25 protein-coding genes and 1 tRNA gene are annotated in these 26,481 nt (G+C 64.8%); 2 read left to right on the top strand and 24 right to left on the bottom strand.

Annotated features, from left to right (window positions below):
* Positions 1 to 86 precede the first annotated feature (86 nt).
* From GRI62_RS06255 to GRI62_RS06170, 18 genes are all read right to left on the bottom strand, one after another.
* Positions 87 to 266, bottom strand: a complete 180-nt coding sequence (locus tag GRI62_RS06255) for a hypothetical protein (RefSeq protein ID WP_131452508.1) — start codon at positions 264 to 266, stop codon at positions 87 to 89.
* Positions 263 to 1,030 carry an MBL fold metallo-hydrolase gene (locus GRI62_RS06250; protein ID WP_131452507.1) on the bottom strand — a complete coding sequence of 256 codons (768 nt, stop codon included), beginning with the start codon at positions 1,028 to 1,030 and terminating at the stop codon, positions 263 to 265. The genes GRI62_RS06255 and GRI62_RS06250 overlap by 4 nt, the downstream gene beginning before the upstream one ends.
* Positions 1,027 to 1,806, bottom strand: coding sequence for a TatD family hydrolase (locus GRI62_RS06245; RefSeq protein ID WP_131452506.1), 780 nt, complete (start codon positions 1,804 to 1,806; stop codon positions 1,027 to 1,029). The genes GRI62_RS06250 and GRI62_RS06245 overlap by 4 nt, the downstream gene beginning before the upstream one ends.
* Entirely contained in the window at positions 1,806 to 3,368 is a 1,563-nt protein-coding gene (metG, locus tag GRI62_RS06240) for a methionine--tRNA ligase (protein WP_131452505.1), read from the bottom strand. Before metG ends, GRI62_RS06245 begins: the two co-directional genes overlap by 1 nt.
* Positions 3,361 to 4,320 (bottom strand): DNA polymerase III subunit delta', encoded by a 960-nt coding sequence (locus tag GRI62_RS06235; protein WP_131452504.1) that lies wholly within the window; start codon positions 4,318 to 4,320, stop codon positions 3,361 to 3,363. Before GRI62_RS06235 ends, metG begins: the two co-directional genes overlap by 8 nt.
* Positions 4,317 to 4,952 carry a dTMP kinase gene (tmk, locus tag GRI62_RS06230; RefSeq protein ID WP_131453797.1) on the bottom strand — a complete coding sequence of 212 codons (636 nt, stop codon included), beginning with the start codon at positions 4,950 to 4,952 and terminating at the stop codon, positions 4,317 to 4,319. Before tmk ends, GRI62_RS06235 begins: the two co-directional genes overlap by 4 nt.
* Positions 4,949 to 6,193 carry a D-alanyl-D-alanine carboxypeptidase family protein gene (locus tag GRI62_RS06225; RefSeq protein WP_234032749.1) on the bottom strand — a complete coding sequence of 415 codons (1,245 nt, stop codon included), beginning with the start codon at positions 6,191 to 6,193 and terminating at the stop codon, positions 4,949 to 4,951. Before GRI62_RS06225 ends, tmk begins: the two co-directional genes overlap by 4 nt.
* Positions 6,194 to 6,235: 42 nt before the next feature.
* A complete protein-coding gene (locus GRI62_RS06220) occupies positions 6,236 to 7,174 on the bottom strand; it encodes an SPOR domain-containing protein (RefSeq protein ID WP_160731826.1) in 939 nt (312 codons plus the stop codon).
* A gap of 70 nt (positions 7,175 to 7,244) precedes the next feature.
* Complete coding sequence (locus GRI62_RS06215) at positions 7,245 to 8,291, bottom strand: lytic murein transglycosylase (protein WP_373282986.1); 1,047 nt, start codon at positions 8,289 to 8,291, stop codon at positions 7,245 to 7,247.
* A 114-nt stretch (positions 8,292 to 8,405) separates the two neighbouring features.
* Positions 8,406 to 9,284: a hypothetical protein gene (locus tag GRI62_RS06210; RefSeq protein ID WP_131452502.1), complete on the bottom strand. Its 879-nt coding sequence runs from the start codon at positions 9,282 to 9,284 to the stop codon at positions 8,406 to 8,408.
* A gap of 135 nt (positions 9,285 to 9,419) precedes the next feature.
* A tRNA-Ser gene (locus tag GRI62_RS06205) sits at positions 9,420 to 9,509 on the bottom strand.
* Positions 9,510 to 9,576: 67 nt separating this feature from the next.
* Complete coding sequence (locus tag GRI62_RS06200) at positions 9,577 to 9,741, bottom strand: hypothetical protein (protein WP_160731825.1); 165 nt, start codon at positions 9,739 to 9,741, stop codon at positions 9,577 to 9,579.
* Positions 9,742 to 9,822: 81 nt separating this feature from the next.
* Positions 9,823 to 10,527 (bottom strand): sulfotransferase-like domain-containing protein, encoded by a 705-nt coding sequence (locus tag GRI62_RS06195; protein WP_131452501.1) that lies wholly within the window; start codon positions 10,525 to 10,527, stop codon positions 9,823 to 9,825.
* Between the two features lie 14 nt (positions 10,528 to 10,541).
* Positions 10,542 to 11,471 (bottom strand): aminotransferase class IV, encoded by a 930-nt coding sequence (locus GRI62_RS06190; RefSeq protein ID WP_131453794.1) that lies wholly within the window; start codon positions 11,469 to 11,471, stop codon positions 10,542 to 10,544.
* On the bottom strand, positions 11,471 to 12,886 hold the full coding sequence (lpdA, locus tag GRI62_RS06185) for a dihydrolipoyl dehydrogenase (RefSeq protein WP_131452500.1): 1,416 nt from the start codon (positions 12,884 to 12,886) through the stop codon (positions 11,471 to 11,473). The genes GRI62_RS06190 and lpdA overlap by 1 nt, the downstream gene beginning before the upstream one ends.
* Complete coding sequence (locus GRI62_RS06180) at positions 12,887 to 13,243, bottom strand: acyl-CoA thioesterase (protein ID WP_131453793.1); 357 nt, start codon at positions 13,241 to 13,243, stop codon at positions 12,887 to 12,889.
* Between the two features lie 35 nt (positions 13,244 to 13,278).
* Positions 13,279 to 13,839 carry a hypothetical protein gene (locus tag GRI62_RS06175; protein ID WP_131452499.1) on the bottom strand — a complete coding sequence of 187 codons (561 nt, stop codon included), beginning with the start codon at positions 13,837 to 13,839 and terminating at the stop codon, positions 13,279 to 13,281.
* Complete coding sequence (locus GRI62_RS06170; protein ID WP_131453792.1) at positions 13,836 to 15,164, bottom strand: pyruvate dehydrogenase complex dihydrolipoamide acetyltransferase; 1,329 nt, start codon at positions 15,162 to 15,164, stop codon at positions 13,836 to 13,838. Before GRI62_RS06170 ends, GRI62_RS06175 begins: the two co-directional genes overlap by 4 nt.
* 133 nt (positions 15,165 to 15,297) lie before the next feature.
* On the opposite strand from GRI62_RS06170, the gene GRI62_RS06165 reads away from it, so the two are divergent.
* Positions 15,298 to 15,750, top strand: a complete 453-nt coding sequence (locus GRI62_RS06165; protein WP_131452498.1) for a universal stress protein — start codon at positions 15,298 to 15,300, stop codon at positions 15,748 to 15,750.
* Between the two features lie 24 nt (positions 15,751 to 15,774).
* Here GRI62_RS06165 and rnr read toward each other — a convergent pair whose 3' ends face one another.
* Positions 15,775 to 18,081: a ribonuclease R gene (rnr, locus tag GRI62_RS06160; RefSeq protein WP_131452497.1), complete on the bottom strand. Its 2,307-nt coding sequence runs from the start codon at positions 18,079 to 18,081 to the stop codon at positions 15,775 to 15,777.
* Positions 18,082 to 18,169: 88 nt separating this feature from the next.
* Here rnr and GRI62_RS06155 point away from each other — a divergent pair, with 88 nt between their 5' ends.
* Complete coding sequence (locus GRI62_RS06155) at positions 18,170 to 20,140, top strand: M3 family metallopeptidase (RefSeq protein ID WP_160731824.1); 1,971 nt, start codon at positions 18,170 to 18,172, stop codon at positions 20,138 to 20,140.
* Between the two features lie 3 nt (positions 20,141 to 20,143).
* Here GRI62_RS06155 and GRI62_RS06150 read toward each other — a convergent pair whose 3' ends face one another.
* The 5 genes from GRI62_RS06150 to GRI62_RS06130 all read right to left on the bottom strand — a co-directional run bounded on the left by GRI62_RS06150 (position 20,144) and on the right by GRI62_RS06130 (position 26,456).
* A complete protein-coding gene (locus GRI62_RS06150) occupies positions 20,144 to 21,520 on the bottom strand; it encodes a M28 family peptidase (RefSeq protein WP_131452495.1) in 1,377 nt (458 codons plus the stop codon).
* A 43-nt stretch (positions 21,521 to 21,563) separates the two neighbouring features.
* Positions 21,564 to 23,108: an aminoacyl--tRNA ligase-related protein gene (locus tag GRI62_RS06145; protein ID WP_131452494.1), complete on the bottom strand. Its 1,545-nt coding sequence runs from the start codon at positions 23,106 to 23,108 to the stop codon at positions 21,564 to 21,566.
* Positions 23,109 to 23,124: 16 nt separating this feature from the next.
* Positions 23,125 to 23,688, bottom strand: coding sequence for a polyhydroxyalkanoate synthesis repressor PhaR (gene phaR / locus GRI62_RS06140; RefSeq protein ID WP_131452493.1), 564 nt, complete (start codon positions 23,686 to 23,688; stop codon positions 23,125 to 23,127).
* 97 nt (positions 23,689 to 23,785) lie between these two features.
* Complete coding sequence (alr, locus tag GRI62_RS06135) at positions 23,786 to 24,832, bottom strand: alanine racemase (protein WP_131452492.1); 1,047 nt, start codon at positions 24,830 to 24,832, stop codon at positions 23,786 to 23,788.
* Positions 24,819 to 26,456: an MFS transporter gene (locus GRI62_RS06130; RefSeq protein WP_131452491.1), complete on the bottom strand. Its 1,638-nt coding sequence runs from the start codon at positions 26,454 to 26,456 to the stop codon at positions 24,819 to 24,821. The genes alr and GRI62_RS06130 overlap by 14 nt, the downstream gene beginning before the upstream one ends.
* Between the last annotated feature and the right edge of the window lie 25 nt (positions 26,457 to 26,481).

The raw sequence follows: 26,481 nt of genomic DNA, 5'->3' as shown, positions 1-26,481 counted from the left end.
CCGAGACAGACCGACCCGAAGATGATAATATATATTATGTAAAGAAGGGGTCTTGGCTACGAGTGGGTTCGCCCAGGCAGAAACCTTCACAGGACCAATCCGAACAGCAGCGCGACGCCTGTAAAGATCGCCGCCCAAGTCAGCGCCATCCGCAACGTCTTGGCAGTGTCGATACGGTAGGACCGGTAAGCCCCGAACGCCAATATCGCCCATGCCGACAAGGCGATGATCGAGAGCCAGGCGCCTTCGCCCACGCTGCCGCTCATGCCTCGAGCACCATGCCGTCGTAACCCACCAGCACAGTATTCGGGATCTCGGCACTCAGCGTGGCGTAGTCCATGCTCTTGTCGAGGTGTGAGAGCACGGTCTTGCCGGCTCCAGTTCGCTGGCTGAATTCCAGCGCCATCGCCAGGCTTGCATGCGTCGGATGCGGCTCCCGGCGCAAACAGTCGGATACGAGCACATCGACCCCGCGGAAAAAACCGATCAACTCATCGGACAACTGACAGAAATCCGTCGCGTAACCTATTGATTTTCCATCAGCATCAAAGCGATAACCGGTCGAGCAGATTGGCCCGTGCGGCATCTCCAGCGATTTCACCCCAAACCCGGCATGGATCCGCAAGGTATCCAGCCCGTTCAGATCGACGATGTTGGGATAACCGTGCTGGCCGGTGAACACGTACGAAAACCGGCGCTTGAGGCTGTCTCCGGTGGCCTGCGACGCAAAGCCGGGAATGCCGGCGCTGCGACCGAAGCGCAGCGGCCGCAGATCATCAATGCCATGGCAGTGATCGGCATGGTCGTGGGTCCAGAAAACGCCGTCGATGCGCCCTATGTCATTTGCAAGCAGTTGATGGCGCAGGTCTGGCGAAGTATCGACCAGCAAGCGGGTTCCGGCGTTGCTTTCTACCACGATCGAGACACGCGTTCGGCGATTTTTCGGATTGGCAGGGTCGCATTCGCCCCAATCGTTACCGATCCGCGGAACGCCCGTGGACGTTCCCGAACCCAGGACAATCAGCTTCATGCAGCTTCGGCCTTTCCAAAAAGGCGGAAGAAGTTGTCCGATGTCGTTGCGGCGAGTTGATCCAGGCTGACGCCGCGCAGGTCGGCAACGAACTGCGCGGTATCGCGGACGAACGCCGGCTCGCATGGCTTTCCGCGGTGCGGCACTGGCGCGAGAAAGGGGCTATCCGTTTCGACAAGGATGCGGTCGCCTGGAATTTCCTTAGCGAATTCCTGTAGTTCTGCGGCGTTCTTGAAGGTGACTATGCCGGAGAGCGAGATCGTCAATCCCAGATCAAGCACCCGCCGTCCAAACGCTGGCGACGCGGTGAAACAATGGATGAGCGCCGGGAAAGCGCCCTTCCCTGTCTCGTCCTCGAGAATGGCAGCGGTGTCGTCGTCCGCGTCGCGTGTGTGGATGATCAGCGGCAAGCCAGTCTCTCGCGAAACGCCGATATGCATGCGGAAAAGATCGCGTTGCACGTCGCGGTCCGATTTGTCGTAATAGAAGTCGAGGCCGCTTTCCCCGATGCCGATTACGCGGGGGTGCTCGGTCGCCGTGCGCAGGACGTCGCGGCCGAGGTCGGCGTGCTTGTCAGCCTCGTGCGGGTGAATCCCGACGGTTGCCCAAACGTCAGCCTCGCGCTCGGCGGTGGCGACGACATCTTGCCACTCGCTGTGCCTGGTCGAGATGTTCAGGAAACCGCGCACACCGGCGGCGCGGGCGCGGGCGAGGACTTCACCCTGACGCTCGGCCAGTCCCTTGTAATTCAGGTGGCAGTGGCTGTCGACAAGCATCAGGAAAGTTCGGCCTCTGGCAGCTCCAGCCGCGGAAAGAGACCCTCAGGCTTGGCGAGGCGGAAATCGCTTGTTTCGAGAGGCGCATACCAGTCCGAGCGGATCGCTTCGGGAGTGCGCAAATCCTTGCCCACGCCCATCGCGCCTAGCAGCTTGTCCATCGCGGTCGGCATGACCGGTTCGACTGCCAGAGCAAGCTGCGCGATTGCCACGTACAGCGTCGCCAGAACCGTCTCCATGCGCGCGAAATCGGTCTTCTTCAGCGTCCAAGGGGCCTGCGCGTCGATATAAGCATTGCAGGCGAATACCGCGCCCATCCATGATTCAAGCGCCTGGGCGAAGGCCAGGTCGGTATAGGCGGCGGGCATGTCTTTCGCGATGACCCGCCCGACATGGGCCAGCAGCGCATCGTCGTCGGCGGTGCGTATGCCGACCGGCGGCAGGATGCCGTCACAGTTCTTGAAGATCAGCGATAAGGTGCGCTGCGCCAGGTTGCCGAAGCTGTTCGCCAATTCCGAATTTGACCGCGAAACAATGGCTTCCTGTGAATAGCTGCCATCCTGCCCAAAGCTGAATTCACGCAGCAGGAAGTAGCGCAGCACATCGACACCATAGCGGTCGGCGAGCGCGCCCGGATCTGTCGTGTTGCCCAGGCTCTTGCTTTCCTTCTGGCCCCGATTGAGCAGGAAGCCATGCCCGAACACATGCTTCGGCAGCGAAACGCCAGCGCTCATGAGGAAGGCGGGCCAGTAAACCGCATGGAAGCGGACGATGTCCTTGCCGATGAGGTGCAGATCGGCGGGCCAGAACTTTGCCATCGCCTCGGTATCGTCCGGAAAGCCCAGACCGGTCAGATAGTTGGTCAGCGCATCGACCCAGACATACATGACGTGATTGTCATGGCCCGGCACCTTGACCCCCCAGTCGAAGCTGGTGCGGCTGACAGACAGATCGCGCAGGCCACCCTCGACGAAGCGCATTACCTCGTTGCGGCGGCTTTCCGGGCGGATGAAGTCGGGATTGTCGCGATAGAAGTCGAGGAGCGGCTGCTGGTACTTCGACAGGCGGAAGAACCAGCTTTCCTCCACGGTCCATTCGACCGGAGTGCCCTGCGGCGAAACTTTCTCGCCCCCCTCCCCTTCGGTGAGTTCGCTCTCGTCGTAATAGGCCTCGTCGCGGATCGAGTACCATCCCTCGTAGCGGTCGAGATACAGGTCGCCGTTCTCTTCCATCGCCCGCCACAAGGCCTGGCTGGCGCGATGATGCTCGTCCTCGCTGGTGCGGAAGAACCGATCATGCGAGATATTCAGCTTGGCGAACAAATCGCGGAAATAGCCAGACATTTCGTCTGCCAGTTCGCGCGGCGTGACGCCCAGCTCACGTGCCTTTTGCGCCATCTTGAGCCCGTGTTCGTCGGTGCCGGTCTGGAACCGCACCTCGCGCCCTGCCTGCCGGTGGAACCGGGCAAGCACGTCGGCTGCGATGGTCTCATAAGCGTGGCCGATGTGCGGCCTGCCGTTGGGATAGTGGATCGCGGTGGTGATATAGAAGGGGTCAGCCATTGGCCGGAGCCCTAGAGGGCGCCAGTCCGGCGAGCAAGGTGCCGATTTCCATCACCAGCAACCCCGCGTCGAAATTGGCTGTCGGCGCCTGGGCGGCAAGGCGGAGGAGGTTGGCATGGATGTCCACCATCGCCGGAATGTCGCGATGCGCCACATCTTCGATCCGGCCAGCCACGACGGAGCGCGCCAGCTCGATTGCAGCCAACTGGCGCTTCCTGTCGGGCCTCGCACCCATTGCCGTTGCCAGACGGCCACGAAGGGTGAAATCGGGGTCACCCTCACCGGCGATCTGCCGCATGAGGGTATGGATCTTCCCAAGGTCCAGCGCGACGAAATCGATCGCGGCGCCGGGGGACCCGCTGGCGGCAGCAATCGCCGCGGCACGCACTTCGGCACTTGCCTCGGGAGCCTCGCGCGCCAGAACGGCGTCCATCTCGCCATCCGGCACGCGCGGGAAGGTGAGCACGCGGCAGCGTGAGCGGATCGTGGGCAGGAGCCGCCCGATACGATGGGCGACCAGCAGGAAGAACGTACCTTGCGGGGGCTCCTCAAGGCTCTTGAGCAGGGCGTTCGCAGTGGGTGCTTCCATGTCATCGGCAGGGTCGATGATGACCGCACGCCGTGCGCCCAGCGTGGGCCGGGTCGTCAGGCGTTGCTGCAGTCGGCGGATCTGCTCGATCTTGATGTTGCGCGCCAGTTCGAACGGTTTGCCATCCGCCTGTTTCTTCGCCTCGGCATCGTTCTTTGCCGGGTGCGAGAGGTAGAGGATGTCGGGATGATCGGCGGGCTGGGGCACGCCCTCCTCGGCGACCAGTTCACGCGCGGCGGCCAAGGCAAAGGCGCTCTTGCCCACCCCCCGCCTGCCGGAAAGGATCCAGGCATGGTGCATCCGTCCGCCGCCCAGCGCCCTGCGCCACGCTTCCCACGCGGGCTCATGACCGATGTAGCTCACCCGCCCTCGCCCAGCAGGGGCGCCAGCGCCCGCAGGATGCGGCCATGCACATCGTGCGGCGATCCCGAAGCGTCGATCAGCACGAAGCGTTCAGCGTCCATCGCGGCAAGATCGCGGAAACGCCGGGCGACGCGCAAGTGGTAATCGGCGGACTTGGCTCCGATCCGGTCGGCCCCGTCGCTGTCGCGTTCCGCCAGACGCTGCGCCACCTCGGCACCGTCGGCCTGCAGCAGGAAGGTGACATCCGGCATCAGTGCGTAGGATCCGATGGTATGGAGCGAGAGCACGGCGTTATCCGAAAGGTCGTCTCCCCCCGCCTGATAGGCCCGCGAGGAATCGACGAAGCGGTCGCAAACGACCCATTCGCCCCGTTCGAGCGCCGGGCGGATGGCGCGGGTTACATGATCCGACCGGGCCGCCGCGAACAGCAGCGCCTCGGCGCTGGCGTCCCAATCGTATTGCTGGTCGAGCAGAAGGGCGCGGATCGCCTCGGCCCCGCGGGTGCCGCCGGGCTCGCGGGTCTGGAGAACGGCAAGGCCGCGTCCGCGCAAGGCATCGGCGAGCATCTGCGCCTGCGTCGACTTGCCAACGCCCTCCCCGCCTTCGAGGCTGATGAACCGCCCGCCCCTCATCGCGTCCACCGGCTGACCGCGTTGGCCACGCGCTCGGCGGCGTTGGCCCTGGCGACATTGACATCAGCTTCCAGCGGCGTCTCCATCACCGTTTCGCCGTTCATCGTGAAACGCATCCGGGCAATCGGGGCGCCGCGAGCGATGGGGGCTTCGATGGGGCCGCGGTAGACGATCTCCACCCGCCAGTCGCCGCCGGAGGATAGCGGGCCGCCGCCTTCGCGCGGAATGGCCACCTCGAAATCGGCAGGCAGGCGCAAGGGAACGCTTGATGCCGAGCCATCCTGCACCTCGGCCAGCCCGACGATAGAGCCGCCCGTCAGCAGGGTGCGGCGCTCGAAGCCATCGAAGCCCCATTCGAGCATGTCGCGTGCCGCGCGGTTGCGCACCCCGGCGTTGGGAGCCCCGGCAATGACGATCACCAAGCGGCGACCGTCGCGCTCGGCCGAACCGACGAAAGTGTAGCCGGCCTCGTTGGTGTAGCCCGTCTTGATGCCGTCAGCGCCCTCGACCGAGCCCGTGACCGGATCGTGGTTCGCTTGCGTGACATCCCGCCAGGTCAGCAGACGGTGGCCGAAGAACCGGCGGTAAAGTCCGGGGTAACGCTCGATCATGCCCTCGGCCAGGGCGGCGAGATCGCGGGCCGTGGTATAGGTCTGGCCGCCGTCGGGGAAGCCGTTCGGCGAACCGAAGTGGGTATCCGCCATGCCCAGGTCTTGGGCATTAGCGTTCATAAGCGCCAGCCAGCTATCGAGCGAGCCAACGCCTGCCACCGCCAGCGCGACGCTGGCATCGTTGCCCGAGACGGTCGTGACGCCGAGCAGTAACTGCGCGATCGTGGGCCGTTCCCCGGCGAGGAGGAACATGTTCGACCCCTCGTTGTACCACTGGTCCTCCAATTCCTTCGTATAGAGGAACGGCATGTTCAGTCGAAGCGTGCCTTCATCGACCAGCTTGAAGGCGGTGTAGGCGGTCATGACCTTGGTGACCGACGCCGGCACGAAGCGGCGGTCGGCCTCCCGGCTGTAAAGGGCCTGCCCGCTGGACAGATCGACCAGCAGGGCAACGGGAATGTCGTCAGGCGCCGGAACCTGGGCGGGATCGTATCCACCAGCGGGGATGCCTGCCGGTTCGACGGCAGTGGCCGCGCGCGGCCCCTGGTCGGAGGAAGGGCGATCTGCGGGCATGGCGGCAATGCCAGTGGCTGCCGCCCCTGCAATCGCCACTGCCAGGTACTTCCTCACACAACCTCCACCGCACAGCGCGGCGAACGTGCAGGAAAGACGTCAGCCGCTGGTCAGGATTCGCGCGTCGCTATACCCTGCACGGCGGACGTTGGCGAGCGAGGCCTCGGCTTCTCCACGGGTAGCGAAGGGACCGGTGCGCACGCGGTAAAAGCGCCCCGATCGCGAGATCGTACCACCCAGCGCGGCTGCGGCACGGGAAGCGTTTTCCTCGCTGGCAAATGCCGCTGCCTGCACGATGAAACCGCCTTCGACAGCAGGTGCGGGGGCCGTGTTTGCGACTTCGGCTGCCCGCTGGCCCGCTTCAATTGCCTCCGTGGTCGTCACTTCCGGAGCATCGCCGGGCCACGGCGCGACGGCAATTTCTGCCGGCTCAGCCTGCTCGGCGGCGGCGGGCGGGACAACGTCGGATGCCGCGATCGCGACCGGTTCGACATCGCCAGCCTGCGGCACCAGCGCACGGTTGGCCGCAAGCGAGGCAGCCCCGCGCATCGGCAAGCGGCGCTGGAGGATGGTCAGCAGCGAGCCAGGGGTATCCATCCGCGGCAAGGCGGCGGCGCCACTGCGAAGCAGGGTGCGTTGATCCTCGGGCGGGTTGACCCGGCGCACACGAACCGGATCACCCGCCGCGGCGCCAAGCTGTTCCAGCGCGGCAGGAGCCAGCGCGATAAGGTCGTTCGATGCCATCGGGCCGCGCCGCTCGACGCGGACGAGGATCGTCAGCCCGCTTTCGAGCGACGTGACCTCGGCATAACTGGGCAACGGCAGCGTGTGATGGGCCGCGGTTACGCCAAGCGCGCTGGCGTCGAGTGCAGCGTAGCCGACCTCGTCCACGTTCATCGTATCGGTGGGCACATACTCGATACCGTCGATCGTATAAGGTCCGCCGATCACAACCGGGTAATCCGCCGATGGCCCGGTGTCAGGCTGATTGGCGCTCAGGCCAGCAATCGAAGTCTCGGTGGAACCCAGGCCGATCATGCTGCAAGCCGATAACCCGGCGGCTGCCAGTAAGGTTAACGCAAGCCTTGGGAACGGGCCGAAACTGGCTTCAGCGGGCAATCTCATCTGCAAGCAACCCCACACTCATGGCGTAGTAATTCGAGCAGTTGTATTCGAGGATAACCCTATAATTCTGGGTTAACAGGTAACCCGGCGCCGCCGGACCATCGGGTTCGAACAGGGCGGCCAGGGCATCGTCCGGCAGCGAACCCTGCGGCTGTACGCCCCGCTCGCGCCATTCGCGAATGGTCAGCCAGCGGCTGTGGCGTTCGTGAACGCGGGGGCACACCGGCGCGTTCAGGCTGCTGGCGATGCCCGACCGGTTGGCATTGTTGGGCACATAGGCGCGCACCGCCCAAGGTTGCCCGGAACGCCAGCCCGCATCGCGAAAATAGTTGGCGATGGAGGCCACGCTGTCGACATCCGAGTTCCAGATATCGCGATCCCCGTCACCGTCGCCATCCACCGCGAGGCGCAGGTAGATGCTGGGGAGGAACTGGCCATTCCCGAAAGCGCCTGCCCAGCTCCCCACGAGCTGATCGCGCCGCACGCCGCGATCGACCATCTTCATCACGTCGATAAGCTCGCGTTCGAAAAGATCGCGGCGGCGGCCTTCCCAAGCCAGCGTAGCCAGGCTGCGCGGCAGGTCGAACCCGCCCATCACCGCGCCATAGGACGTCTCGTGCCCCCAGATAGCGACGACGATTTCCGCCGGCACGCCGTATTCGCGTTCGATCCTGTTCGCCGTAGAGCCGATGCGCGTCAGTGCTCGCCGGCCCCCGTCGATCCGCGCCTGTGTATTATGCCGCTGCAGGTAGGCAGCCATCGACGGAAAACTGTTCGAGCTCGAACTGCTGCTGGAACCCACGTTGTCACGATCGAGATCGATCACCCGCTGGTTGGGCGTCAATCCACTAAGCACGCCGTCGATGGCCGACTGCGATACGCCTTCCGACCGGGCGTGGCGGGCGACATCCTGAAGGTAGGCATCGAACGACTGGTTCTGGGCGGCGGCAGGGAGAGCGGTAATGGGGTTGGCGCAAAGCATCAGCGCGGCGGCACACAGGCCCATCTTTTTAATCGCGGAAATTGTCATGCGGATGACGCTAGGTCCTTCGGACGTTCAAGGGAATGGCTTTGGAATCAACCGAGCGGCCAGACGCCCGTTCCCCGCGCCCAGGCGAATGATCCAACTTTCCTCCCTTGCCGCCTAGTCTGCATAGGGCGGCTGCATGTCCGGATTGCTGGCAAGCATCTGGTCGAACGGATCAAAACCGCAGTTGTCTTCCTCGCAATAGGTGACGGTATGGATGTATCGCAAGCGGCCGTTCTCGACCCGGAACGTATGGCTGTCCGGTCGGGCATCTGCGCCGAATTCCAGGAATACGTTAACCGCCCCGCGCGCTTCGTCGACCACGTAGCGACGGTTCTTGAGCTCGACGCCCTCGGGAACGCCGACGTTGCAGGTGTCGGTCGGCAGACCGCGACCGGTATAGGCACCGCCCTCCAGTCGCGCGCACGGCTCCCCCCAGGGCACGGCTACGGTCGCGTCGTTGAACAGGTCGAGATAGGCGTCGGCAGCTGCGATCAACTCCTCGCGCGTGTTGCGCTGGCCTTCGGGGATTACATCCCAGTTCTCGCGACGGGCGTATTCGTAGGTGGCATTGGCATCGAACAGCCAGTCGCCAGCGTCAGTGACGATATGATCGAACGGCCCCACGCCAAAGAAACCCCGTCCGAACTGCATGGCGGTTACCAGCGGCCTCTGCTCATCCAGCATGACTGCTTCCACGAAGACCTTGCACTGTGCGGTATCGAGCAAGGCAAGGCTCCAGTCGACTTCACGCGGATGATCCAGGAAACCACCCAGCGACCCGCGGGCGAAATTCTCGTTGTAATCCACCCATTCGCCCAGCTCCATGGTCATCATTGTGCCGCGCTCTACGGCGGAGATCCAGCTATCGGCCATGTCCTGCAGCTGATCGCGCGTGCAACTCCCCTGCGCCGCGGCCGGTGTGGCGATGCCGGCGAGACATGTTGCGGCGGCAAGTGCGGCAAACCTGGCCTTGAAGGCGATGCGCGGCGTCATGGGCGTTCCTCTCGTCAGGCGCGCCCTCTTCCGGGGTCGCGTTGCTGGACATTGTCAAACAGATTTCTAACGCCTGCTGCCAGCCATGTCACCTGCCAAGGCGCACATTACGCGTTTGTTTCGGTGCGCCGCGACTGGCGGATGGGGTGGGATTCGAACCCACGAAGGGCTTGCACCCTTGCCGGTTTTCAAGACCGGTGCATTCGACCGCTCTGCCACCCATCCTGCCGAGCGAGAGCGCGCTAGCGGCAAACGCCCATGTTGTCATCAGCGCTTTGAAAGATCGCCACTGTCAGCCGAGTTGCTGGCCGAAATCACGCTGGATCTCGCTGTCCGATCGAGCGGGAAGGTGCCGGTATCCGCCAAAGGCATAGCGGCCGATTTCATCCAGCTGCCGGGTTTCGCCGCTGAGCGGGCGTTGCATGTCGCGGGGACGATCCGTTATTTCGAACTCCATCAATTCTCTCCTCTGCGGAGAAAACGTCGCAAGCCGTTCCAATATCCGGAAATTTGCGACGAACCGCTCGTCGCATCCCGATCAGATCGCAAAACGGCGCAGCGCCTCGTAATCTGCGCGGCAGGCTTGCGCGACCGCGGCATACTCTGTGGTCAGTGTTGGCGTAATGGCAGGTCGCGGGCCAAAGCCTGTCGAGGCGTTGACCTTGTCGTACCAGTGGCTGCCCCACACGCCATCGGTATCGCGGGCACCGCTGGCCCAAGACAGCATGGCGGGCTCCCAACCGATGCCTAATGCAAGGCACAACCGCTCCAGGGTAGCGCGGGGATCGGCCAGGATAGTATCGGCGTCGACCACGGGCGCAGCGCAGCCCGCCCTCTCGCTTTCCAGTTCGAAATACCGCCGCATTTGCGCGTAGCCCAACGCCTCAGGTCCGACGATCTCGTTTTTCTGGCTGTAACTTGCTACCATCCGGGCGGGGTCGCGGATCAGAAAGGCGTGGCGATGATGGGGCATGTCGGCGATGGTAACCGAGCCGACCATGTGATGCGGCATGTGCTTCTGATACCAGACGGGCTTGCCGCCCGGCGCCGCGCCAGAAAGCGTGGCAAGGACGGATCGCCAATCACAATCCATATCCGCGATGACTTGTGCTGCCAGCGGGTGCGGCGCCTTGCTGGCTGCCAGGAAGGCGCCGTAAAAGGGCTCGTCGGAGACTGCGCAATCCTGCCGCGCGCCGAAGCTGCGCATCATGGCAGACGAGATGTTGCGCGGGCCCGACCACATGGCGATCCGGATCGTCAGGGCCGCGCGCTCCCTGTCGCTTCGCGGGGGATGCGGGCGAGATAAAGCTGTTGCAGGCGTTCCACCATCGGACCGCGCGTAGTGCCCAGCACCCGCCCGTCCACGCTGCCGACCGGGGCAACGCCGGCAAAGGTGCCGGTGGTGAACGCCTCATCCGCGCCATAGACATGGGTAAGCGAGAAATTGCGTTCGCGCACGGTAATGCCCGCCTCGCGCGCAACCTCGATCACCACGGCGCGCGTAATCCCGTCGAGGCAGTAATCGCCGCTGGAGGTCCAGACCTCGCCATCGCGCACGATGAAGAAATGGGTGGAGTTGCAGGTTGCGACAAAGCCGTGCGGGTCAAGCATCAATGCCTCGTCCGCGCCAGCCTCGCTCGCCTGGATGCAGGCGGTTATGCAGTTCAGCTTGCTGTGCGAGTTCAGCATCGGGTCCTGCACGTCGGGATAGCCGCGGCGCACGTGGACGGTGAACAGCCTGAGCATCCGCGTTGCGGTTTCGGGGGCGGGTTGCTTCCATTCCGGAATGATGACGACGGTGGCGGGAGATATTACCACGCGCGGATCCTGGTAGGGCGTGGAGCGTATGCCGCGCGTCACCATCAGCCTGAGGTGCGCTCCGCTATCCGTCATGCCGTTGGCGTCGAGCACGGCGTAGAGGCGTCGCACCATCTCCGCGCGGCTGATGCCGATATCCATCGCGATGGCCTTTGCCCCGCGCCACAATCGATCGAGATGGCGATCGAGAAAAGCCAGCCGCCCGCCGTGGAGGCGCAGCCCTTCCCAAACCCCGTCGCCCAGCATGAAGCCGCTGTCGAACACGCTGACCACGGCCTTGTCGCGAGGGAAATGATCGCCGTTGACGTCGATCAACACGTCCGCATTGCGCGGATCGGAGACGTAGCTGTGTGTGCCTTGTCCTTCCATCAAAAGTGGATCGCCCGGCCGTAGGCGGCCAGCACGCTTTCGTGCATAGATTCGCTGATGGTCGGGTGCGGGAAGATCGTGTTCATCAACTCGGCCTCGGTCGTCTCCAGTGTCTTGCCGACAACGTAGCCCTGGATCATTTCCGTGACCTCTGCGCCAACCATGTGCGCGCCCAGCAGCTCGCCCGTCTTGGCGTCGAACACCGTCTTAACGAAGCCTTCCGCCTCGCCCAGCGCGATGGCCTTGCCGTTGCCGATGAAGGGAAAGGTGCCGGCCCTGACCTCGTGCCCCGCTTCCTTCGCCTTTTCCTCCGTCAGGCCGACGCTGGCGATCTGCGGGTGGCAATAGGTACAGCCCGGAATGTTGGAACGGTCGAGCGGGTGCGGGTGGACGTCTGCGTTGCCCAGTTCCTGCGCGATTGCCTCGGCGGCTGTCACGCCCTCATGGCTCGCCTTGTGCGCCAGCCAGGGGCCCGGCGTGCAGTCGCCGATGGCCCACAGGCCCTTCGACCTGGTCCGTCCGTAGGGGTCGATCTGGATGAAGCCGCGGTCCATGTCGGCCAGCGTCTCGACGCCGATGGTTTCCGTGTTGGGCACGATGCCCACGGCGACGATGCAGTGGGAGAAGTCGGTTTCGGCAACCTTGCCCGCCTTGTCCTTGATCTTCGCCTTCACGCCGCTGCCGGAGACGGCGAGCGCCTCTACGCCGGCGCCGGTCATGATCGTCATGCCCTGCTTGGTCAGGCTCTTTTCGAGAAAAGCGGAGACGTCCTTGTCCTCCACCGGCACCACGCGGTCGAGCATCTCGACCACGGTAACATCGCAACCCATGTCGTTGTAGAAGCTGGCGAACTCGATCCCGATCGCACCGCTGCCGATGACCAGCAGCTTTTTCGGCATCTCCTTCGGCGTCATCGCATGACGGTAGGTCCACACGCGTTCCCCATCGGCCTGGGCGAATGGCAGGTCGCGCGCGCGGGCACCGGTGGCGACGATGACGTGCTTGGCCGAGAGCTTTTCCTCGCCCTTGTCAGACTTCACCGTGATGGAGGTGGGCCCAGTCAGCGTGCCCTCCCCCATGTGGACGGCGATCTTGTTCTTCTTCATCAGGTGCGTCACGCCTTGGTTGAGCTGTTTGGCGACACCCCGGCTGCGCTTCACCACCGCTTCGAGGTCCGCCTCGATGGCGCCTGCGATCTTCAGGCCATAGTCGCTGGCGTGCTGGGCATAGTGCATGATCTCGGCGCTACGCAGCAGTGCCTTGGTGGGAATGCAGCCCCAGTTGAGGCAGATGCCGCCCAGCAGTTCACGCTCGACGATGGCGGTCTTCAGGCCAAGCTGGGCGCAGCGGATCGCCGCGACATAGCCGCCGGGTCCGCTGCCAAGAACGATGACGTCGTAATTGCTGTCGGCCACTTACTGCTCCTGTTGTTCGATAGCGCCCGGCTCGATAGCGCGGGGGCGATTGGCTTCATCGACCGCGACGAAGGTAAAGGTCGCCTGCGTCACCTTGACCGCCTCTTCCTCGTGCCGGTGCCGCCGCCATGCCTCGACCGCGATGGTCATGCTGGTGCGGCCGATGCGTTCGATGTCGGTATAGACCGAAACCTCGTCACCCACGCTGACCGGATGATGAAACTGCATCCCGTCCATGGCGACGGTGACCGCCCTGCCCTTCACCCGGCGCGAGGCGGTGAGGCCCGCGGCGGAGTCCATCAGGCTCATCAGCCAGCCGCCGAAGATGTCGCCATAGGCATTGGCATCGGCGGGCATGGCGGTGACGCGGATGGCGGGGTCGCGCGTCGTGCTCAAGATGCGCGCTCCAGTTCGAGGGTCACGCCGTCGAACCACCGGACAGTCAGGGCGTCATTGCCATCCAGGCGAAGCGCAGGCTGTGCATTGCCCGGGGGAGGCCCGAACGCTGTGCCGTCTGCGCACATCAGCGACAGGCCGCCATCGCTGCCCGATGGGCGCGGTTCGGGCGTATCACAGGCGGCGGCGAATGCGCTGTAAGCCGGACCTCCGCCCGACAGGGCAGGCCCGCTCCAGCGTATGCCGCCGCGCTCGATAACGAGTTCGAACGCCTCGATCGCCCTCAATTCATCGTCACCGTAGGCCTGCACCGGGCCGTCCGGATTGGTAAGCCGTGCCGAGGTAACGTCCCACCGGCCGTAGATTGCGGCCTCGACCGGCTCGCCTGGCGCGGGTCTGGCAGATGGCTCCGATTGGGCCGGTTCGACTGCCGCCGTTGTAGGCGAAGACGCTGGCTGCTCGACAGTCTGCACAGCCCCAGCACCGTTCTCAGCAGCGTCGGAACAGGCGGCCGCCAGCAGCATCGTCACTGCAAGCAGGTATCGCGAACGGTTCAAGCCACCAGCCCCAGCGGCGCCTCGCACAGTTCCTTGAACACCTTCATCAGCTGCGCGCCATCCGCCCCATCAATGGCACGGTGGTCGAAGCTGCCGGTGGCGCTCATCACGGTGGCGATCTGCAGCGCGCCGTCGACCACGTAGGGCCGCGGCTCGCCCGCGCCGATGGCCATTATCATGGCCTGGGGCGGGTTGATGACGGCCTCGAACTGCTTGATGCCGAACATGCCCATGTTGGAGAGGCTGGCAGTGCCGCCCTGGAATTCCTCTGGCGCCAGCTTGCCGTCCTTGGCGCGGGTGGCGAGGTCCTTCATCTCGGCGCTGATCTTGCTCATCGCCTTGCCGCCGGCATCCTTCACGATGGGGGTGATGAGGCCGCCGGGGATGCTGACCGCCACGGAAATGTCGGCGCGGCTGAACTTCAGCATGGTGTCGCCGGCAAACTGCACGTTGCAGGCGGGCACCTGTTCCAGCGAACGGGCCAGCGCCTTGATCAGCATATCGTTGACGGAAAGCTTCACGCCCTGCGGTTCGAGCGCCTTGTTCAGCTCGCCGCGCAGCTTCAGCAGCGCATCGAGGCGCACATCCACCGTCAGGTAGATATGCGGCACCGTCTGCTTGCTCTCGGTCAGGCGGCGGGCAATGATCTTGCGCATCGAGGACAGTTTTTCCACCTCGTGCGGAATGCCGAAGTCCTGCGCCTCTGCGGGCTTGACGGGGACAGACGGCGCCATCTCGCGCTCGACCGGCGTAGCGGTTGCCGGGGTCTCCTGTGCGGCGGCGGCACCGGGCTTCGCGCCCTCGACGTCGGCCTTTACGATGCGACCGTTGGGGCCGGAGCCTTTCACGCTGCCAAGGTCGATGCCCTTCTGTTCGGCAATGCGCCTGGCGAGTGGCGAGGCGATGATGCGGTCGCCGGCAGCTACTGGCGCAGGGGTGGCAGCCGGGCCCGTGCTCGCCTCTTCCGTTCGCCTGCGTTCGCCTTCGACTTCTTCATGGCGGGCCTTTTCGACCGGCTCTTCGGCGCTCTTCGTGGCCGGGGCTGGCGACGCGCCGGCAGCCTCCACGCTGCCCACGTCCTCGCCTTCCTCGGCAAGGGTGGCGATCACGGTGCCCACCTTCACGCCCTCGGTGCCTTCCTCGACCTGGATATGGGCAATCGTGCCCTCGTCCACCGCCTCGAACTCCATCGTCGCCTTGTCGGTCTCGATCTCGGCCATGATGTCGCCCGAACTGACCTTGTCGCCCACCTTGACCAGCCACCTGGAAAGCGTCCCCTCCTCCATCGTGGGCGAGAGGGCGGGCATCTTGATGGCGATCGGCATGGGCGGGTAAGGCTCCGGTTTCTGGCGAAAGGTCGTGCATCGGGTCACTGCCCAATTTGGCACGGCGGGGCAAGGTGTCTTGCACCGCGTCGCCATAACCCCGATACCCGGGCCCAGGCAGGAGGAACCGAGGATGCGCGTCTATCTGGTGATCGTGGATGAAACGGAGGAGGCGCGCGTCGCCCTTCGCTTTGCCTCGCGCCGCGCTGCCAAGACCGGCGGCATGGTCCATATCCTCGCGCTGGTGCCGCGCCAGTCGTTCAGCGCATTTGGCGCGATCCAGGAAACGATCGAGGAAGAAGCGCGCAATCGCGCCGAGGTGCTGGCGAACAGCGCGGCGGGCGAACTCGCCTTCGAAAGCGGCAAGATGCCGCAGATCGCGGTGAAGGTGGGGGACGGCAACATGGTGATCGCGGAATACCTGCAAGACCATCCGGAAGTTGCCGCACTGGTGCTGGGTGCCGCGGCGGAAGGCCATCCCGGGCCGCTGGTGACGCACTTCTCTACCCACGCCAGCGGACTGACCTGCCCGCTGTTCGTTATTCCCGGATCGCTGACGACCGAAGAGATCGACAGGCTGAGCTAACGGCTCGCCAACCCAAGGGCGCCTCTACTTCTTCTTGCCGCGTCCCTGATGTCGGATGTTGGCTGGCCGGCCGCGCTTGCCGACATCGCGCTTGCCGGCGTTCTGCTTGGCGGCGTTCTGCTTGCCCTTGGCATCCCGGAAGGGTCGCTTCTCCGGACGTTTGCCGCGCGGTTCGACGCGCTGCGTTCCGCCACCTTCCGGCAGCTCGAACTTCAGCGCGCCGGTCAGCGGGTTGGTCTCTCCCAGCCGCAGTTCGAGCAGGTCGCCCACGCTGTAACGCGTGCCCGTGGTCTCTCCGACGAGCGCGCGTGCCGCCTCGTCATAGTGGAAGTATTCCCGCCCCAGGGTGCTGATCGGCACCAGTCCGTCCCCGCCCAGATCGGCGATCGTGGCGAAGAATCCGAATTTCTGCACCCCGGTGATGCGGGTCTTGAAGACCTCTCCCACGCGCGCCGAAAGCCAGGCAGCGACGTAGCGGTCGATGGTGTCGCGCTCGGCCTCCATCGCGCGGCGCTCGGTCTGGCTGATCGCGTCGGTGATCTTCTCCAGCGCCTCGCGGTCGCGATCCGATAGACCGCTATGATCGGGTATCTGACCCTTGGGCGCAGGCTGTTCCAGTCCGTAACCATCCACCAGCGCGCGGTGCACCAGAAGATCGGAATACCGGCGGATGGGCGATGTGAAATGGGCATAGCTGCCCAGCGCAAGACCGAAGTGCCCGGCGTTGTTCGGCCCGTAATAGGCCTGTGTCTGGGTGCGCAGCACCGCTTCCATCACCAAGGCCTTTTCCGCCGGGTCGGCGATGTCCTTCATCATCCGGTTGAACAGCCCCGGCGTGATGACCTGCCCCAGCGCCAGGTTCTTGCCGATGCTGTCGAAATACTCGCGCATGGCAATCAGCTTTTCGCGCGTCGGCGGTTCATGGATGCGATAGACGATCGGCTGCGCCTTGCTCTCCAGCGCCTTGGCGGCAGCGACGTTGGCGGCGATCATGAAATCTTCCACCACGCGGTGCGCGTCCAGCCGTTCGCGCACGGCGATCTCGGTGATGCGGCCCTTCTCGTCGAGTTGCACCCGCCGCTCGGGCAAGTCGAGGTCGAGCGGATCGCGAGCCTCGCGTGCGGCGTTCAGCAGTTTCCAGCAGGCCCACAGAGCCTCGACCGGCCCGCTGGCATTGCCGGCGTCGACCTCGGCCTGCGCATCCTCGTAGGCGATCACGCGGTCGATCCGCACCAATGCGCGGGTAAAGCGCCAGTCCGTCACGATGCCGGTCTTGTCGATCGTCAGATGACAGGCCATCGCCGCGCGGTCCGCCCCTTCCTTGAGCGAACAGACATCGGCGCTCAGCACCTCCGGCAACATGGGCACGACGCGGTCGGGGAAATAAACCGAGTTGCCGCGCTTCCTCGCCTCGCGATCCAGCTTGCTGCCGGGGCGAACGTAAAAGCTGACGTCGGCGATGGCGACGACGGCGCGGAAACCGCCCTCCCCGTCACTCTCGGCCCAGATGGCATCGTCATGATCGCGCGCATCGGCGGGATCGATGGCGACGATCGGCAGGTGCCGCAGATCCTCGCGGCGATCCTCGCTCAGCGGCAATTTCGCCGCCAGCCCAGCCTCGTCCAGCACCTCCTGCGGGAAGGTGTGCGGAATACCGAACTTGTGGATGGCGATGAGGGAATAGCTGCGCGGGGCGAGCGGATCGCCCAGCACCTCGATCACCTTGACGCTGGCATTGCGCCCGCGCCCGGTCGGTTCTGCGAGCACGAGCTGACCCTTGTCAGCCTCGCCGCGGTCACTGATCTTGACCGAGTTGCGAACCTTCTTGTCGACCGGTGCCAGCCACGCCTGGCCACTCGCGTCGATCTCGACCACGCCCAGCATGGCGCCTTCTGCATCGGGCAGCTTCTTCATCGGGTGGGCCACCCAGCCGCGCCCCGCCTCTTCGGTGCGCGCAAGGATGCGGTCACCCTTGCGCAGCGCGGCCTGCTTCTTTTTCTCGATCACGCGCAAACGGGGCGGAGCCGAGCCTTCGTCAGGGTTCCAGCTTTCCGGGACTGCCACCGGCTCGCCCTCGTCGATCTCGACGATCCTGAGCACGGTGACCTTGGGCACGCCGCCCATGCGGTGGTAGGCGCTCTTGCGACCGTCGATCAGGCCTTCCTCGGCCATGTCCTTGAGCAGCGCCTTCAGCGCGATCTTCTCCTGCCCCTTGAGGCGGAAATGCTTGCCGATCTCGCGCTTCCCGGCCTCGCCCTCGGCGGACTTAATGAAATCGAGGATCTGCTCCTTGCTCGGGAGCCCGGTGAACGTCGGTTTGCGGGAATTCATGGTGCGGAATGTGGGCCGTCACCTCGCCAAACACAAGCGCGCCTTTGCCCGCTGGCTACTGGCCGCATCCGTGCTAGCGTCGCCGGCCATGACACAGCACTTCATGCCTCCCGCTCAATTTGCCGGCGCAATCTACGCCGATGCTGCCGATGCCGCTGCAATCACTGCACGTTTCGACGCCTACATGGCGGAGGCAGAGGCCCGCTTCGCCGCGCTTGAGGCGCAGGAAGGTCCCTACACGGTCGAACGCACCTTGAAGGCTTACGACGATCTTGCCGCACTCGCCTATTACGGCGGGGCCGAAGCCTACAGTTTCAGCCAGACGATGGACACCGACGAGAAGCGCCAAGCGGGCATGGCCGGTTATACCCGGCTCGACACCATCGGAACGCGGCTTGGCCTGTCACGCGCGGTCTACGATCGCCTCTGCGCGATCGACGCCAGCGGCGCGGACGAAGGCACGCAGTACTATCTGCGGCGCACGCTGGAAGGGTACGAGCGGTCGGGTGTCAGCCTGCCCGATGCCGAGCGCGAGCAGGTGCGCACCCTGCAGGAAGACCTGACCCGCATCGGAGCCGAATTCGCGCGCAACATCGCCAACGCCCGCCTCGTCGTGCATGTTCTGCCCGAAGAGCTCGCCGGTCTGCCGCAGGACTGGATCGACCGCCATCCCGTGGGTGCCAATGGCCTTGTCGAGGTCTCGACGGATTCGCCGGACCTGCAACCGGTGATGGCCTACGCCGATGATGCGCGTTTGCGCGAACGGCTGATGCGGCTCAGCCTGTCGCGCGCGTACCCCGAGAACAGTGCCCTGCTGGGCGCGCTGTTTACCAAGCGGCAGCAACTTGCCGAACTGCTCGGCCGGGCCGACTACGCAACGCTGGTGTTCGAGGACCGGATGCTCAACACGCCCGCAGCGGTCGAGGCGCATCTGGCCGATCTGGCGTTGGCGGCGGCGCCATCGGCTGCCGCCGACCTTGCGACGCTGAACGAGATTTACGGGCAGGCAATGCCAGGTCAAACAATGGACCTGTTCAATCAGGCCTACGCCTCCCGCCTCGCCCGCATGGCGCGTTATGATCTCGATCCGCAGGACGTGCGCCGGTATTTCACCTACGACAACGTGCGTGACGGCATCCTGGCGCTGTCGGAAGACCTCTTCGCCATCGACATCCGACCGTGGGATACGCCGCTGTGGCACCCCGATGTCGAAGCCTACGAGGTTTATGACGGCGGCGCGTTGCTGGGGCAATTCTATCTCGATTCGCACCCGCGCCCGGGCAAGTACAAGCACGCCAACCACATCGGCCTGCGCCGCGGCGTCAAAGGGGAATCGATCCCGGTCTCCGTCCTGACGATGAACCTGCCCGCCGGGGGTTACGCCACCGGATTGCTGGAGCACGGCCAGATCGAAACCTTTCTGCACGAATACGGCCACCTGCTGCACAACATCCTGGGCGGCCGGAACCAGCGCTGGTTCGGCGTAAGCGGCGTTTCGAACGAACGCGACTTTACCGAGGCGCCATCGCAGATGCTGGAGAACTGGGTCTATGACTACGATACGCTGGCCCGCTTCGCCCGCAACGAGGCGGGGGAGACGATCCCGCGCGAGCTGGTGAACAGGATGCAGGCCGCACGCTGGTTCGGTGCCGGGCTGAACGAGATGCGGCAGCTGGGCCTGTCCAACGCCTCGTTGCGCTTTCATCAGGGCGCACCAGAGGATGCAAGCGCGCAAGGCATTTCCGTCGCATTCCGCGAATATGCCAACCGCTATGCGCTACTGCCCTACCCCGAAACGACGCACATGGAGGCCGCCTTCGGCCATCTCGACGGCTATTCTGCCGGATACTACACCTATGGCTGGTCGCGCGTGATCTCGGCGGACCTGTTCGCCCGGTTCGAGGCAGCAGGGCTGCGCGACCCGGCGACGGCAATGGCCTATCGCCGGCTGGTGCTGGAGCCCGGCGGCAGCAAGCCTGCGGCTGACCTGATCGAAGACTTCCTCGGCCGCCCGGTCAAAAGCGATGCCTTTGCCCGGCACCTGCGCGAGCGCGGCTGAGCATTACTCCGCGGCGACCGGTGCCGGCAGCGGGTAGAAATCCCCGCCCGGCACCGCGCTGGCAACGGGGCTTTCCGCACCATTGGCCGCCACCGCGCTGACTCCGAAAATCCAGTCATCACCGCGGTCGGGCGCAAGCGTGATGCTGTTCAAGTCCGCGCCCGGATCGGCAACCAGCGTTTCGCGCAGCACCCAGTCGCGCGCGTCGGTCGCCCGGCGCCAGACGTTGTAGCGCGCTGCGCCCTCCACCGGCAGCCATTCGAGCTGAACGTCGGGGCGCACGACACCGTCGATCTGGATCACCGGCGGCATCGGCGCATGGGCCAGCACGTCGGCAGCGCGCACGTTCAGGCGAGTGACGTTGGCGAGGTAATCGAAGTCCATCTCGTCCACGGTATCGCCGTAAGTGACGCCGTCCTCAACCCGCAGGTCCTGGTGCTGGTGCTGGTAATCCTCGATGGCGACGGAGAAGCGGATCGCCGGAAACCCACTTTCCAGAAATGGAATGTGGTCCCCGCCCCGGCCCATCCGGTCACTGCGAAAGGTCTGGCGCACGCCGAGGCCGCTTTCGTATTCCCCGGCGATCGTACTGACGAACCGGGAAAGATTACGGCTCGGGCTGTCGTTGGCGCCGCCCATGCTGCGCATGCGGGCGCGCATGGCGTCGTCGGCATCGGCGCGGATGTCTTCCGAGAAAATGCGCACGTGCGTGTTATCACACACGCCGTCGCTGCCGCAGCTGCCGCCGACGATGTCGTTGTTGAAGACCGCCTTTACCGTCCAGCCCTGTTCCCTGGCGTAATCGGCAAGCAGCTGGCCGCCATAGAGCCCCTGCTCCTCGCCCGCGAGCAGGGCATAGACGATGGTGGTGGGATAGCGGTGCCCGCTCATGACCCGCGCAGCTTCCAGAACCAGGGCGCTGCCGCTGGCATTGTCGTTCGCGCCGGGCGCCTCGACCTGGGCATCCATTACGTCCGAACCCCGGCTGTCGATGTGACCCTGGATGATGATGACTTCATTCGGGCGTTCAAAGCCGCGCTGGATGGCGATGGCATCGCGAATCAGCACAGGTTCGGGAATGCGCCGCCCGGTCGCCTCGGTTTCGATGAAGCGCGTTTCCAGGCATCCGCCGCAGGTGGCACTGGCTTCGTCGAACGCAGCCTTGCCCCAGTCGAGCGCCGCCCCGATGCCGCGCACCGGGTTGTCATAGCCCGACAGGGTGTGCCGCGTGCCAAAGGCGACCATGCGTTCAACGTCGGATCGCAGCCGATCGGCGGAGACGCCGGCGGCCGGATCGTCCTGCGCGAAAGCGGGCGCAACGAACGCGGGTGCGGAAAGGGCGGTGGCGGCAAGCGCCGCGAGAGCAAGGGAATGACGCATGGCGACGGTGTCGCCCGGCGCGAAGTGTTTGGCAAGCCTTGCCTTAATAGGCGCGCGCTACCAGCACGCGTTCCACCGCCGGATCGCCGGTAAAGATGCACGTCCCGTCCGCTGGCGAAGCACCCAGCGGCACGTTGCGCAACGTCAGGCGATGGGCCTTCAGCATCTCTTCCACCTTGGCGAGGCCGGCACCGGTCGGCTTCGACCACTGGACCTCTACCCACCCGGGATATTTCTTGTCGGCGGCGAAGAAGCCGGAGAGCGCATCGAAGCTCAACACGTCGCGAACAACGTTGGCATCCCGGCGGTCGCGCGCCTCGGCAAACAGGCCACCTTGCATGTCGGACAGGATGCCGGGCATTTCCTGCACCGCAGTCTCGCGATCGGGAGCCTGGAAAGCAGGCTTGCCGCTTTGCGCATCCCACAACCGGTCACGGCGCAACAGGCTGACGACGCCGTTCTCCATGTCGCGCGGGCCGACCTCGATAATGACGGGCGCGCCCTTGCGAACCCAGTCCCAGCGCTTGGTGGCGGCCTTTCCGGGGCGAACGTCCAGCAGAACGCGGACGGGTTCACCCAGCGCGGCCGTGCCTGCGATCGCGGCGCGCAGTTCCTCGCAATAGGCGATCAGGGCCGCATCCTCGGGCTTGTCGCGCAGCATCGGCAGGATGACGACCTGCTGCGGGGCAATGGCGGGCGGCACGCGCAACCCGTCATCGTCACCGTGGGTCATGATGATGCCGCCGACCATCCGGGTCGATACGCCCCAGCTGGTGGTGTGCGCCAGTGCCTGCCCGCCTTCGCGATCCTGATAGCGGATGTTGGCGGCAGAGGCGAAATTGGTGCCGAGATAATGGCTGGTGCCTGCCTGCAAGGCCTTGCCATCCTGCATCATGGCCTCGATCGACCATGTCTCCACCGCGCCGGGGAAACGCTCGTTCTCCGGCTTTTCGCCGGCGACGACCGGCAGGGAAAGGTCATCCTCGGCAAAGGCACGATACATTTCCAGCGCGCGCATGGTCTCGGCGCGGGCATCAGTTTCGTTTTCGTGGGCGGTATGGCCTTCCTGCCAGAGAAATTCGCTGGTTCGCAGGAACATGCGGGTGCGCATTTCCCAGCGCACCACGTTCGCCCACTGGTTGAGCAGCAGCGGCAGGTCGCGCCAGCTCTGCACCCAGCGGCTCATGGCGTCGCCGATGATGGTTTCGCTGGTGGGGCGCACCACCAGCGGCTCCTCCAGCCTGGCTGCGGGATCCGGGATCAGTCCGCCCTTGCCATCGGCAATCAGACGGTGATGGGTGACGACCGCCATCTCCTTGGCGAAGCCCTCCACATGGGCCGCCTCCCGCTCGAAATTGGCGAGCGGAATGAACAAGGGGAAATAGCAGTTCTGCACGCCCGCGGCCTTGATCCGGTCATCCAGCAGGCGCTGCATCCGCTCCCAGATGCCGTAGCCCCAGGGCTTGATGACCATGCACCCGCGAACGCCCGATTCCTCGGCCATGTCGGCGGCGGCGATGACTTCCTGATACCAGGCCGCGAAGTCGTCCTCGCGCTTGATGGAGAGTGCGTGTCGAATCTGGGACATGGGAAGGCCGGTTAGTCTATTCGCCGAGCTTGTCGAGCTTGCGCTGCATCTCCGCCATCTGCGCGCGCAGGGCGTCGATATCGTCGCGGCCCGCACTGTCCGTACCGGCTGCTGCGGCAGGAGATTGCTTGGCGCCAGGCATGAAGGCGGCGGCAGCGGCCTGGAACATGGCCATGTTGGTTTCCGCCATGCGCGCGAAAACCTCGGGCGCCATGTTCGTCTTGAAGGCGTCGCGCATCGTTTCGCGGTTGGATTGGAAGTTCGCCATCGACGCCTCCAGATAGGGCGGCATCATCGCCTGCATCGAATTACCATACATCCCGATCAGCTGGCGCAGAAAGCTGACGGGCAGCATATGCTCGCCATTGGCCTCTTCCTCCATGATGATCTGGGTCAGGATCGAATGGGTGATATCGTTGCCGGACTTGGCATCCAGCACTTGGAAATCCACCTCTTCGCGCACCATCGCGGCAAGATCGTCAAGGGTGATATAGCTGGAGGAACTGGTGTTGTAGAGACGCCGGTTGGCGTACTTCTTTATGATCACGGGTCCCCCTTCCGTGCGGTCTTTGTTTGCCATCGTATCTATCTCTTGAAAGGGGTTGCGCCCGGTATCTGTCAGCGCATCTCTTAGCACTTGCAGCACGGGTTTAGCAAATGCGGTAAGGGCCCGTCGTTCAGACGGGTTGGAAGCGGTGACCGATGGTCGTCAGGATCTCGTATTGTGACAGGCCCGACAGCGCGCTCGCGGCAGGCAGGTCGAAGGGGATGGATAGGTAATCGCCTTCGCAGACCGGGGCATCGCCGCAATCCACCACGACCATGTCCATCGAAACCCGCCCGATGATCGGCAGCGCGGTATCGCCGAACCCGAGCGCACCCCCGATGCCGCGAGCGCGAAGAAAGCCGTCAGCGTAGCCGATCGAGACCGTCGCCGCACGGGTGGCCCGCCGGGCCGTCCATTGCGCGTTGTATCCCACGCTGTCGCCGGGTTGCAGGGCGCGGACCTGCAGGACGGCCGCCTCGGGAAAGGCGACCTGCGCGACATGCGCCCCTAGCGACGAAACCGGAACGCCGCCGTAAAGCGCAATGCCCGGGCGCGTCAGGTCGAAATGATAATCCGCGCCCAGCATAATTCCGGCACTGTTGCCAAAGCTGCGCCGCCGGGCCTTCACCTGCTGCGAAACCTGGCGAAAAACCGAAAGCTGCCGGGCGTTCAGTGCGCTGTCCTCGTCCGCCGAGGCGAGGTGGGAAAGCAGGATGTCGATATCGAGGTGGGCGATCTCCGGATCGTTGGCTTCTGTCGGCGCGATGCCCAACCGGTTGATGCCGCTGTCGATCATCAGGTGGCAGCGCCCTCCCCCGGTCTCGTTCCACAGCCTGGCCTGGCGCAGCGAGTTGATGATCGGCGTTGCGCCCGTGGCGCGGGCGTAGGCCGCCTCTGCCGCATTGCGTGGGCCGTGAAGAACGCTGACCATGGCCGGGTCGACATGACCCAGCAGGGGGGCGACCTCGCTCCAGTGCGCAAGGAAGAATTCCCGCGCGCCCGCCCGAAGCAGCGCCGGGGCAACACGGTCGACGCCCAGGCCATAGGCGTTCGCCTTGACCGCCGCACCCGCTGTTGCCGTGCCCGAGAGCCGATCGAGCGCGCGCCAATTGGCCATCAGCGCATCGCGGTCGATACGCATCTGCAGGCTGGCGGGCGGCGGTTCAGGCCGGGTCATCGGAAAAATCAGCAGGCGGTCCGCCCTTCAGGCCCCACCAGGCGACCAACGCACCAAAGGCGACCACGGCCCAGGTGTACCACAGACCGGCATAGACGTTGCCCGTGCGCGCCACGATGTAGCCGGAGATCAGCGGCAGGAACCCGCCGAGGTAGCCCGCCCCGATATGGTAGGGGATCGACATCGAGGAATAGCGGATGCGCGCGGGAAACATCTCCGTCAGCAACGCCGCCACGCTGCCGTATGTCAATGCAGAGAGCACGCCCAGCACCAGCAACAGCGCGATTACCCCCAGCACGGCGAGGAACGGCGGAGACTGGCTGCCGAAATCGTATCCCGCCGCCTCCAGCGAGCCCTGGATGCGTTCCTTGCGGGTTGCATCCTCCAGCCCTGTGTAATCGAGGCTGAAATCGCCGATCTCGACGATGCGGGGCACGTTCGACTGCCCCGCCTCCGTGGGTCGAATGTCGTAGGGAACGCCCAGCGCGGTCAGATCCGACAGCACCCGCCCGCATTCGGTTGCCTGCACGCTGGCGAAGGGATCGAATTCGCACGCCGGGCCGCTCACCAGCACCGGCGCCTCGGCCGCGCTGCGATTGAGGCCCGGATTGGCGAGCGCGCCCATCGCCCAGAAAATGGGGAACAGCAGGACCAGCGTCAGCACCGCGCCGATGACGATCGGCTTCTTGCGCCCCACCCGGTCGGACCATTTGCCGACCACGAGATAGAACGTCATCGCAATTGCGCCGGCGAGCAGCAGTATCCCTTCCACGAGCCCTTCATCCATGCGCATCGGCCCGCGCAGGAAGCTGAGCGAGGAAAAGAAGGCGGTGTACCAGATCGTGGTCAAGACGCCGGTGATGCCGAACATCGCGACGAAGATACGCTTCTTGTTGCCGGGGTAGGTGAAACTCTCGACGAACGGGTTGCCGGATGTCTCGCCCGCTTCCTTCATTGCCTGGAACACCGGGCTTTCGGACAGCTTGAGGCGCATCCACAGCGAGATACCCAGCAGCACGATCGACAGCAGGAAGGGTATCCGCCAGCCCCACGCGGCGAACTCCTCCGCAGGGATGAGGGCGCGGCAGATCAGCACGACCAGGATCGACAGCACGAAGCCGCCGACCACGCTTGCCTGGATGAAACTTGTGTAGAAGCCGCGCTTTTCGGGCGGGGCGTGTTCGGCGACGTAGATCGCCGCGCCGCCATATTCGCCGCCCAGCGCCAGGCCCTGCAGGATGCGCAGGCTGATGACGATGATCGGCGCGGCGATGCCGATGCTCGCCGCCGTGGGTATCAGCCCGACGCCCGCGGTCGCCACGCCCATCAGCGTCACGGTGACGAGGAACGTGTACTTGCGCCCCAGCTTGTCACCCAGGTAGCCAAACAGGATCGCGCCCAGAGGCCGGAACCCGAAACCGACCGCAAAGCCCGCCCAGACCAGCAGCGTCTGCAACGTGGCGTTGCCCGAGGGAAAGAACGCCGCACCGATCAGCGCGGCGAGCGTGCCGTAGATGAAAAAATCGTACCATTCGAAGATCGTGCCGGCCGAACTGGCGGCGATGACCAGGCGAATGTCCTTCGCCGTGGGTTGCACTTGCGTCTGCGCGGCCGTCGCGTCCATTGGCTCCCCCGAAAGTCTGAATTCG

It is taken from the genome of Aurantiacibacter arachoides, from assembly GCF_009827335.1.
In the GTDB taxonomy this organism is placed as follows: Bacteria; Pseudomonadota; Alphaproteobacteria; order Sphingomonadales; family Sphingomonadaceae; genus Alteraurantiacibacter; species Alteraurantiacibacter arachoides.
This window is presented reverse-complemented; position numbering and strand designations above follow the sequence as displayed.

Coding starts and splice junctions, on each gene's coding strand:
- GRI62_RS06255 (WP_131452508.1), bottom strand. CDS start 266: ATGAGCGGCAGCGTGGGCGAAGGCGCCTGGCTCTCGATCATCGCCTTG.
- GRI62_RS06250 (WP_131452507.1), bottom strand. CDS start 1,030: ATGAAGCTGATTGTCCTGGGTTCGGGAACGTCCACGGGCGTTCCGCGG.
- GRI62_RS06245 (WP_131452506.1), bottom strand. CDS start 1,806: ATGCTTGTCGACAGCCACTGCCACCTGAATTACAAGGGACTGGCCGAG.
- metG (WP_131452505.1), bottom strand. CDS start 3,368: ATGGCTGACCCCTTCTATATCACCACCGCGATCCACTATCCCAACGGC.
- tmk (WP_131453797.1), bottom strand. CDS start 4,952: ATGAGGGGCGGGCGGTTCATCAGCCTCGAAGGCGGGGAGGGCGTTGGC.
- GRI62_RS06220 (WP_160731826.1), bottom strand. CDS start 7,174: ATGATCGGCCTGGGTTCCACCGAGACTTCGATTGCTGGCCTGAGCGCC.
- GRI62_RS06215 (WP_373282986.1), bottom strand. CDS start 8,291: ATGACAATTTCCGCGATTAAAAAGATGGGCCTGTGTGCCGCCGCGCTG.
- GRI62_RS06210 (WP_131452502.1), bottom strand. CDS start 9,284: ATGACGCCGCGCATCGCCTTCAAGGCCAGGTTTGCCGCACTTGCCGCC.
- GRI62_RS06200 (WP_160731825.1), bottom strand. CDS start 9,741: ATGGAGTTCGAAATAACGGATCGTCCCCGCGACATGCAACGCCCGCTC.
- GRI62_RS06195 (WP_131452501.1), bottom strand. CDS start 10,527: ATGTGGTCGGGCCCGCGCAACATCTCGTCTGCCATGATGCGCAGCTTC.
- GRI62_RS06190 (WP_131453794.1), bottom strand. CDS start 11,471: ATGGAAGGACAAGGCACACACAGCTACGTCTCCGATCCGCGCAATGCG.
- GRI62_RS06180 (WP_131453793.1), bottom strand. CDS start 13,243: ATGCCCGCCGATGCCAATGCCTATGGCGACATCTTCGGCGGCTGGCTG.
- GRI62_RS06170 (WP_131453792.1), bottom strand. CDS start 15,164: ATGCCGATCGCCATCAAGATGCCCGCCCTCTCGCCCACGATGGAGGAG.
- GRI62_RS06165 (WP_131452498.1), top strand. CDS start 15,298: ATGCGCGTCTATCTGGTGATCGTGGATGAAACGGAGGAGGCGCGCGTC.
- rnr (WP_131452497.1), bottom strand. CDS start 18,081: ATGAATTCCCGCAAACCGACGTTCACCGGGCTCCCGAGCAAGGAGCAG.
- GRI62_RS06155 (WP_160731824.1), top strand. CDS start 18,170: ATGACACAGCACTTCATGCCTCCCGCTCAATTTGCCGGCGCAATCTAC.
- GRI62_RS06150 (WP_131452495.1), bottom strand. CDS start 21,520: ATGCGTCATTCCCTTGCTCTCGCGGCGCTTGCCGCCACCGCCCTTTCC.
- GRI62_RS06145 (WP_131452494.1), bottom strand. CDS start 23,108: ATGTCCCAGATTCGACACGCACTCTCCATCAAGCGCGAGGACGACTTC.
- phaR (WP_131452493.1), bottom strand. CDS start 23,688: ATGGCAAACAAAGACCGCACGGAAGGGGGACCCGTGATCATAAAGAAG.
- alr (WP_131452492.1), bottom strand. CDS start 24,832: ATGACCCGGCCTGAACCGCCGCCCGCCAGCCTGCAGATGCGTATCGAC.
- GRI62_RS06130 (WP_131452491.1), bottom strand. CDS start 26,456: ATGGACGCGACGGCCGCGCAGACGCAAGTGCAACCCACGGCGAAGGAC.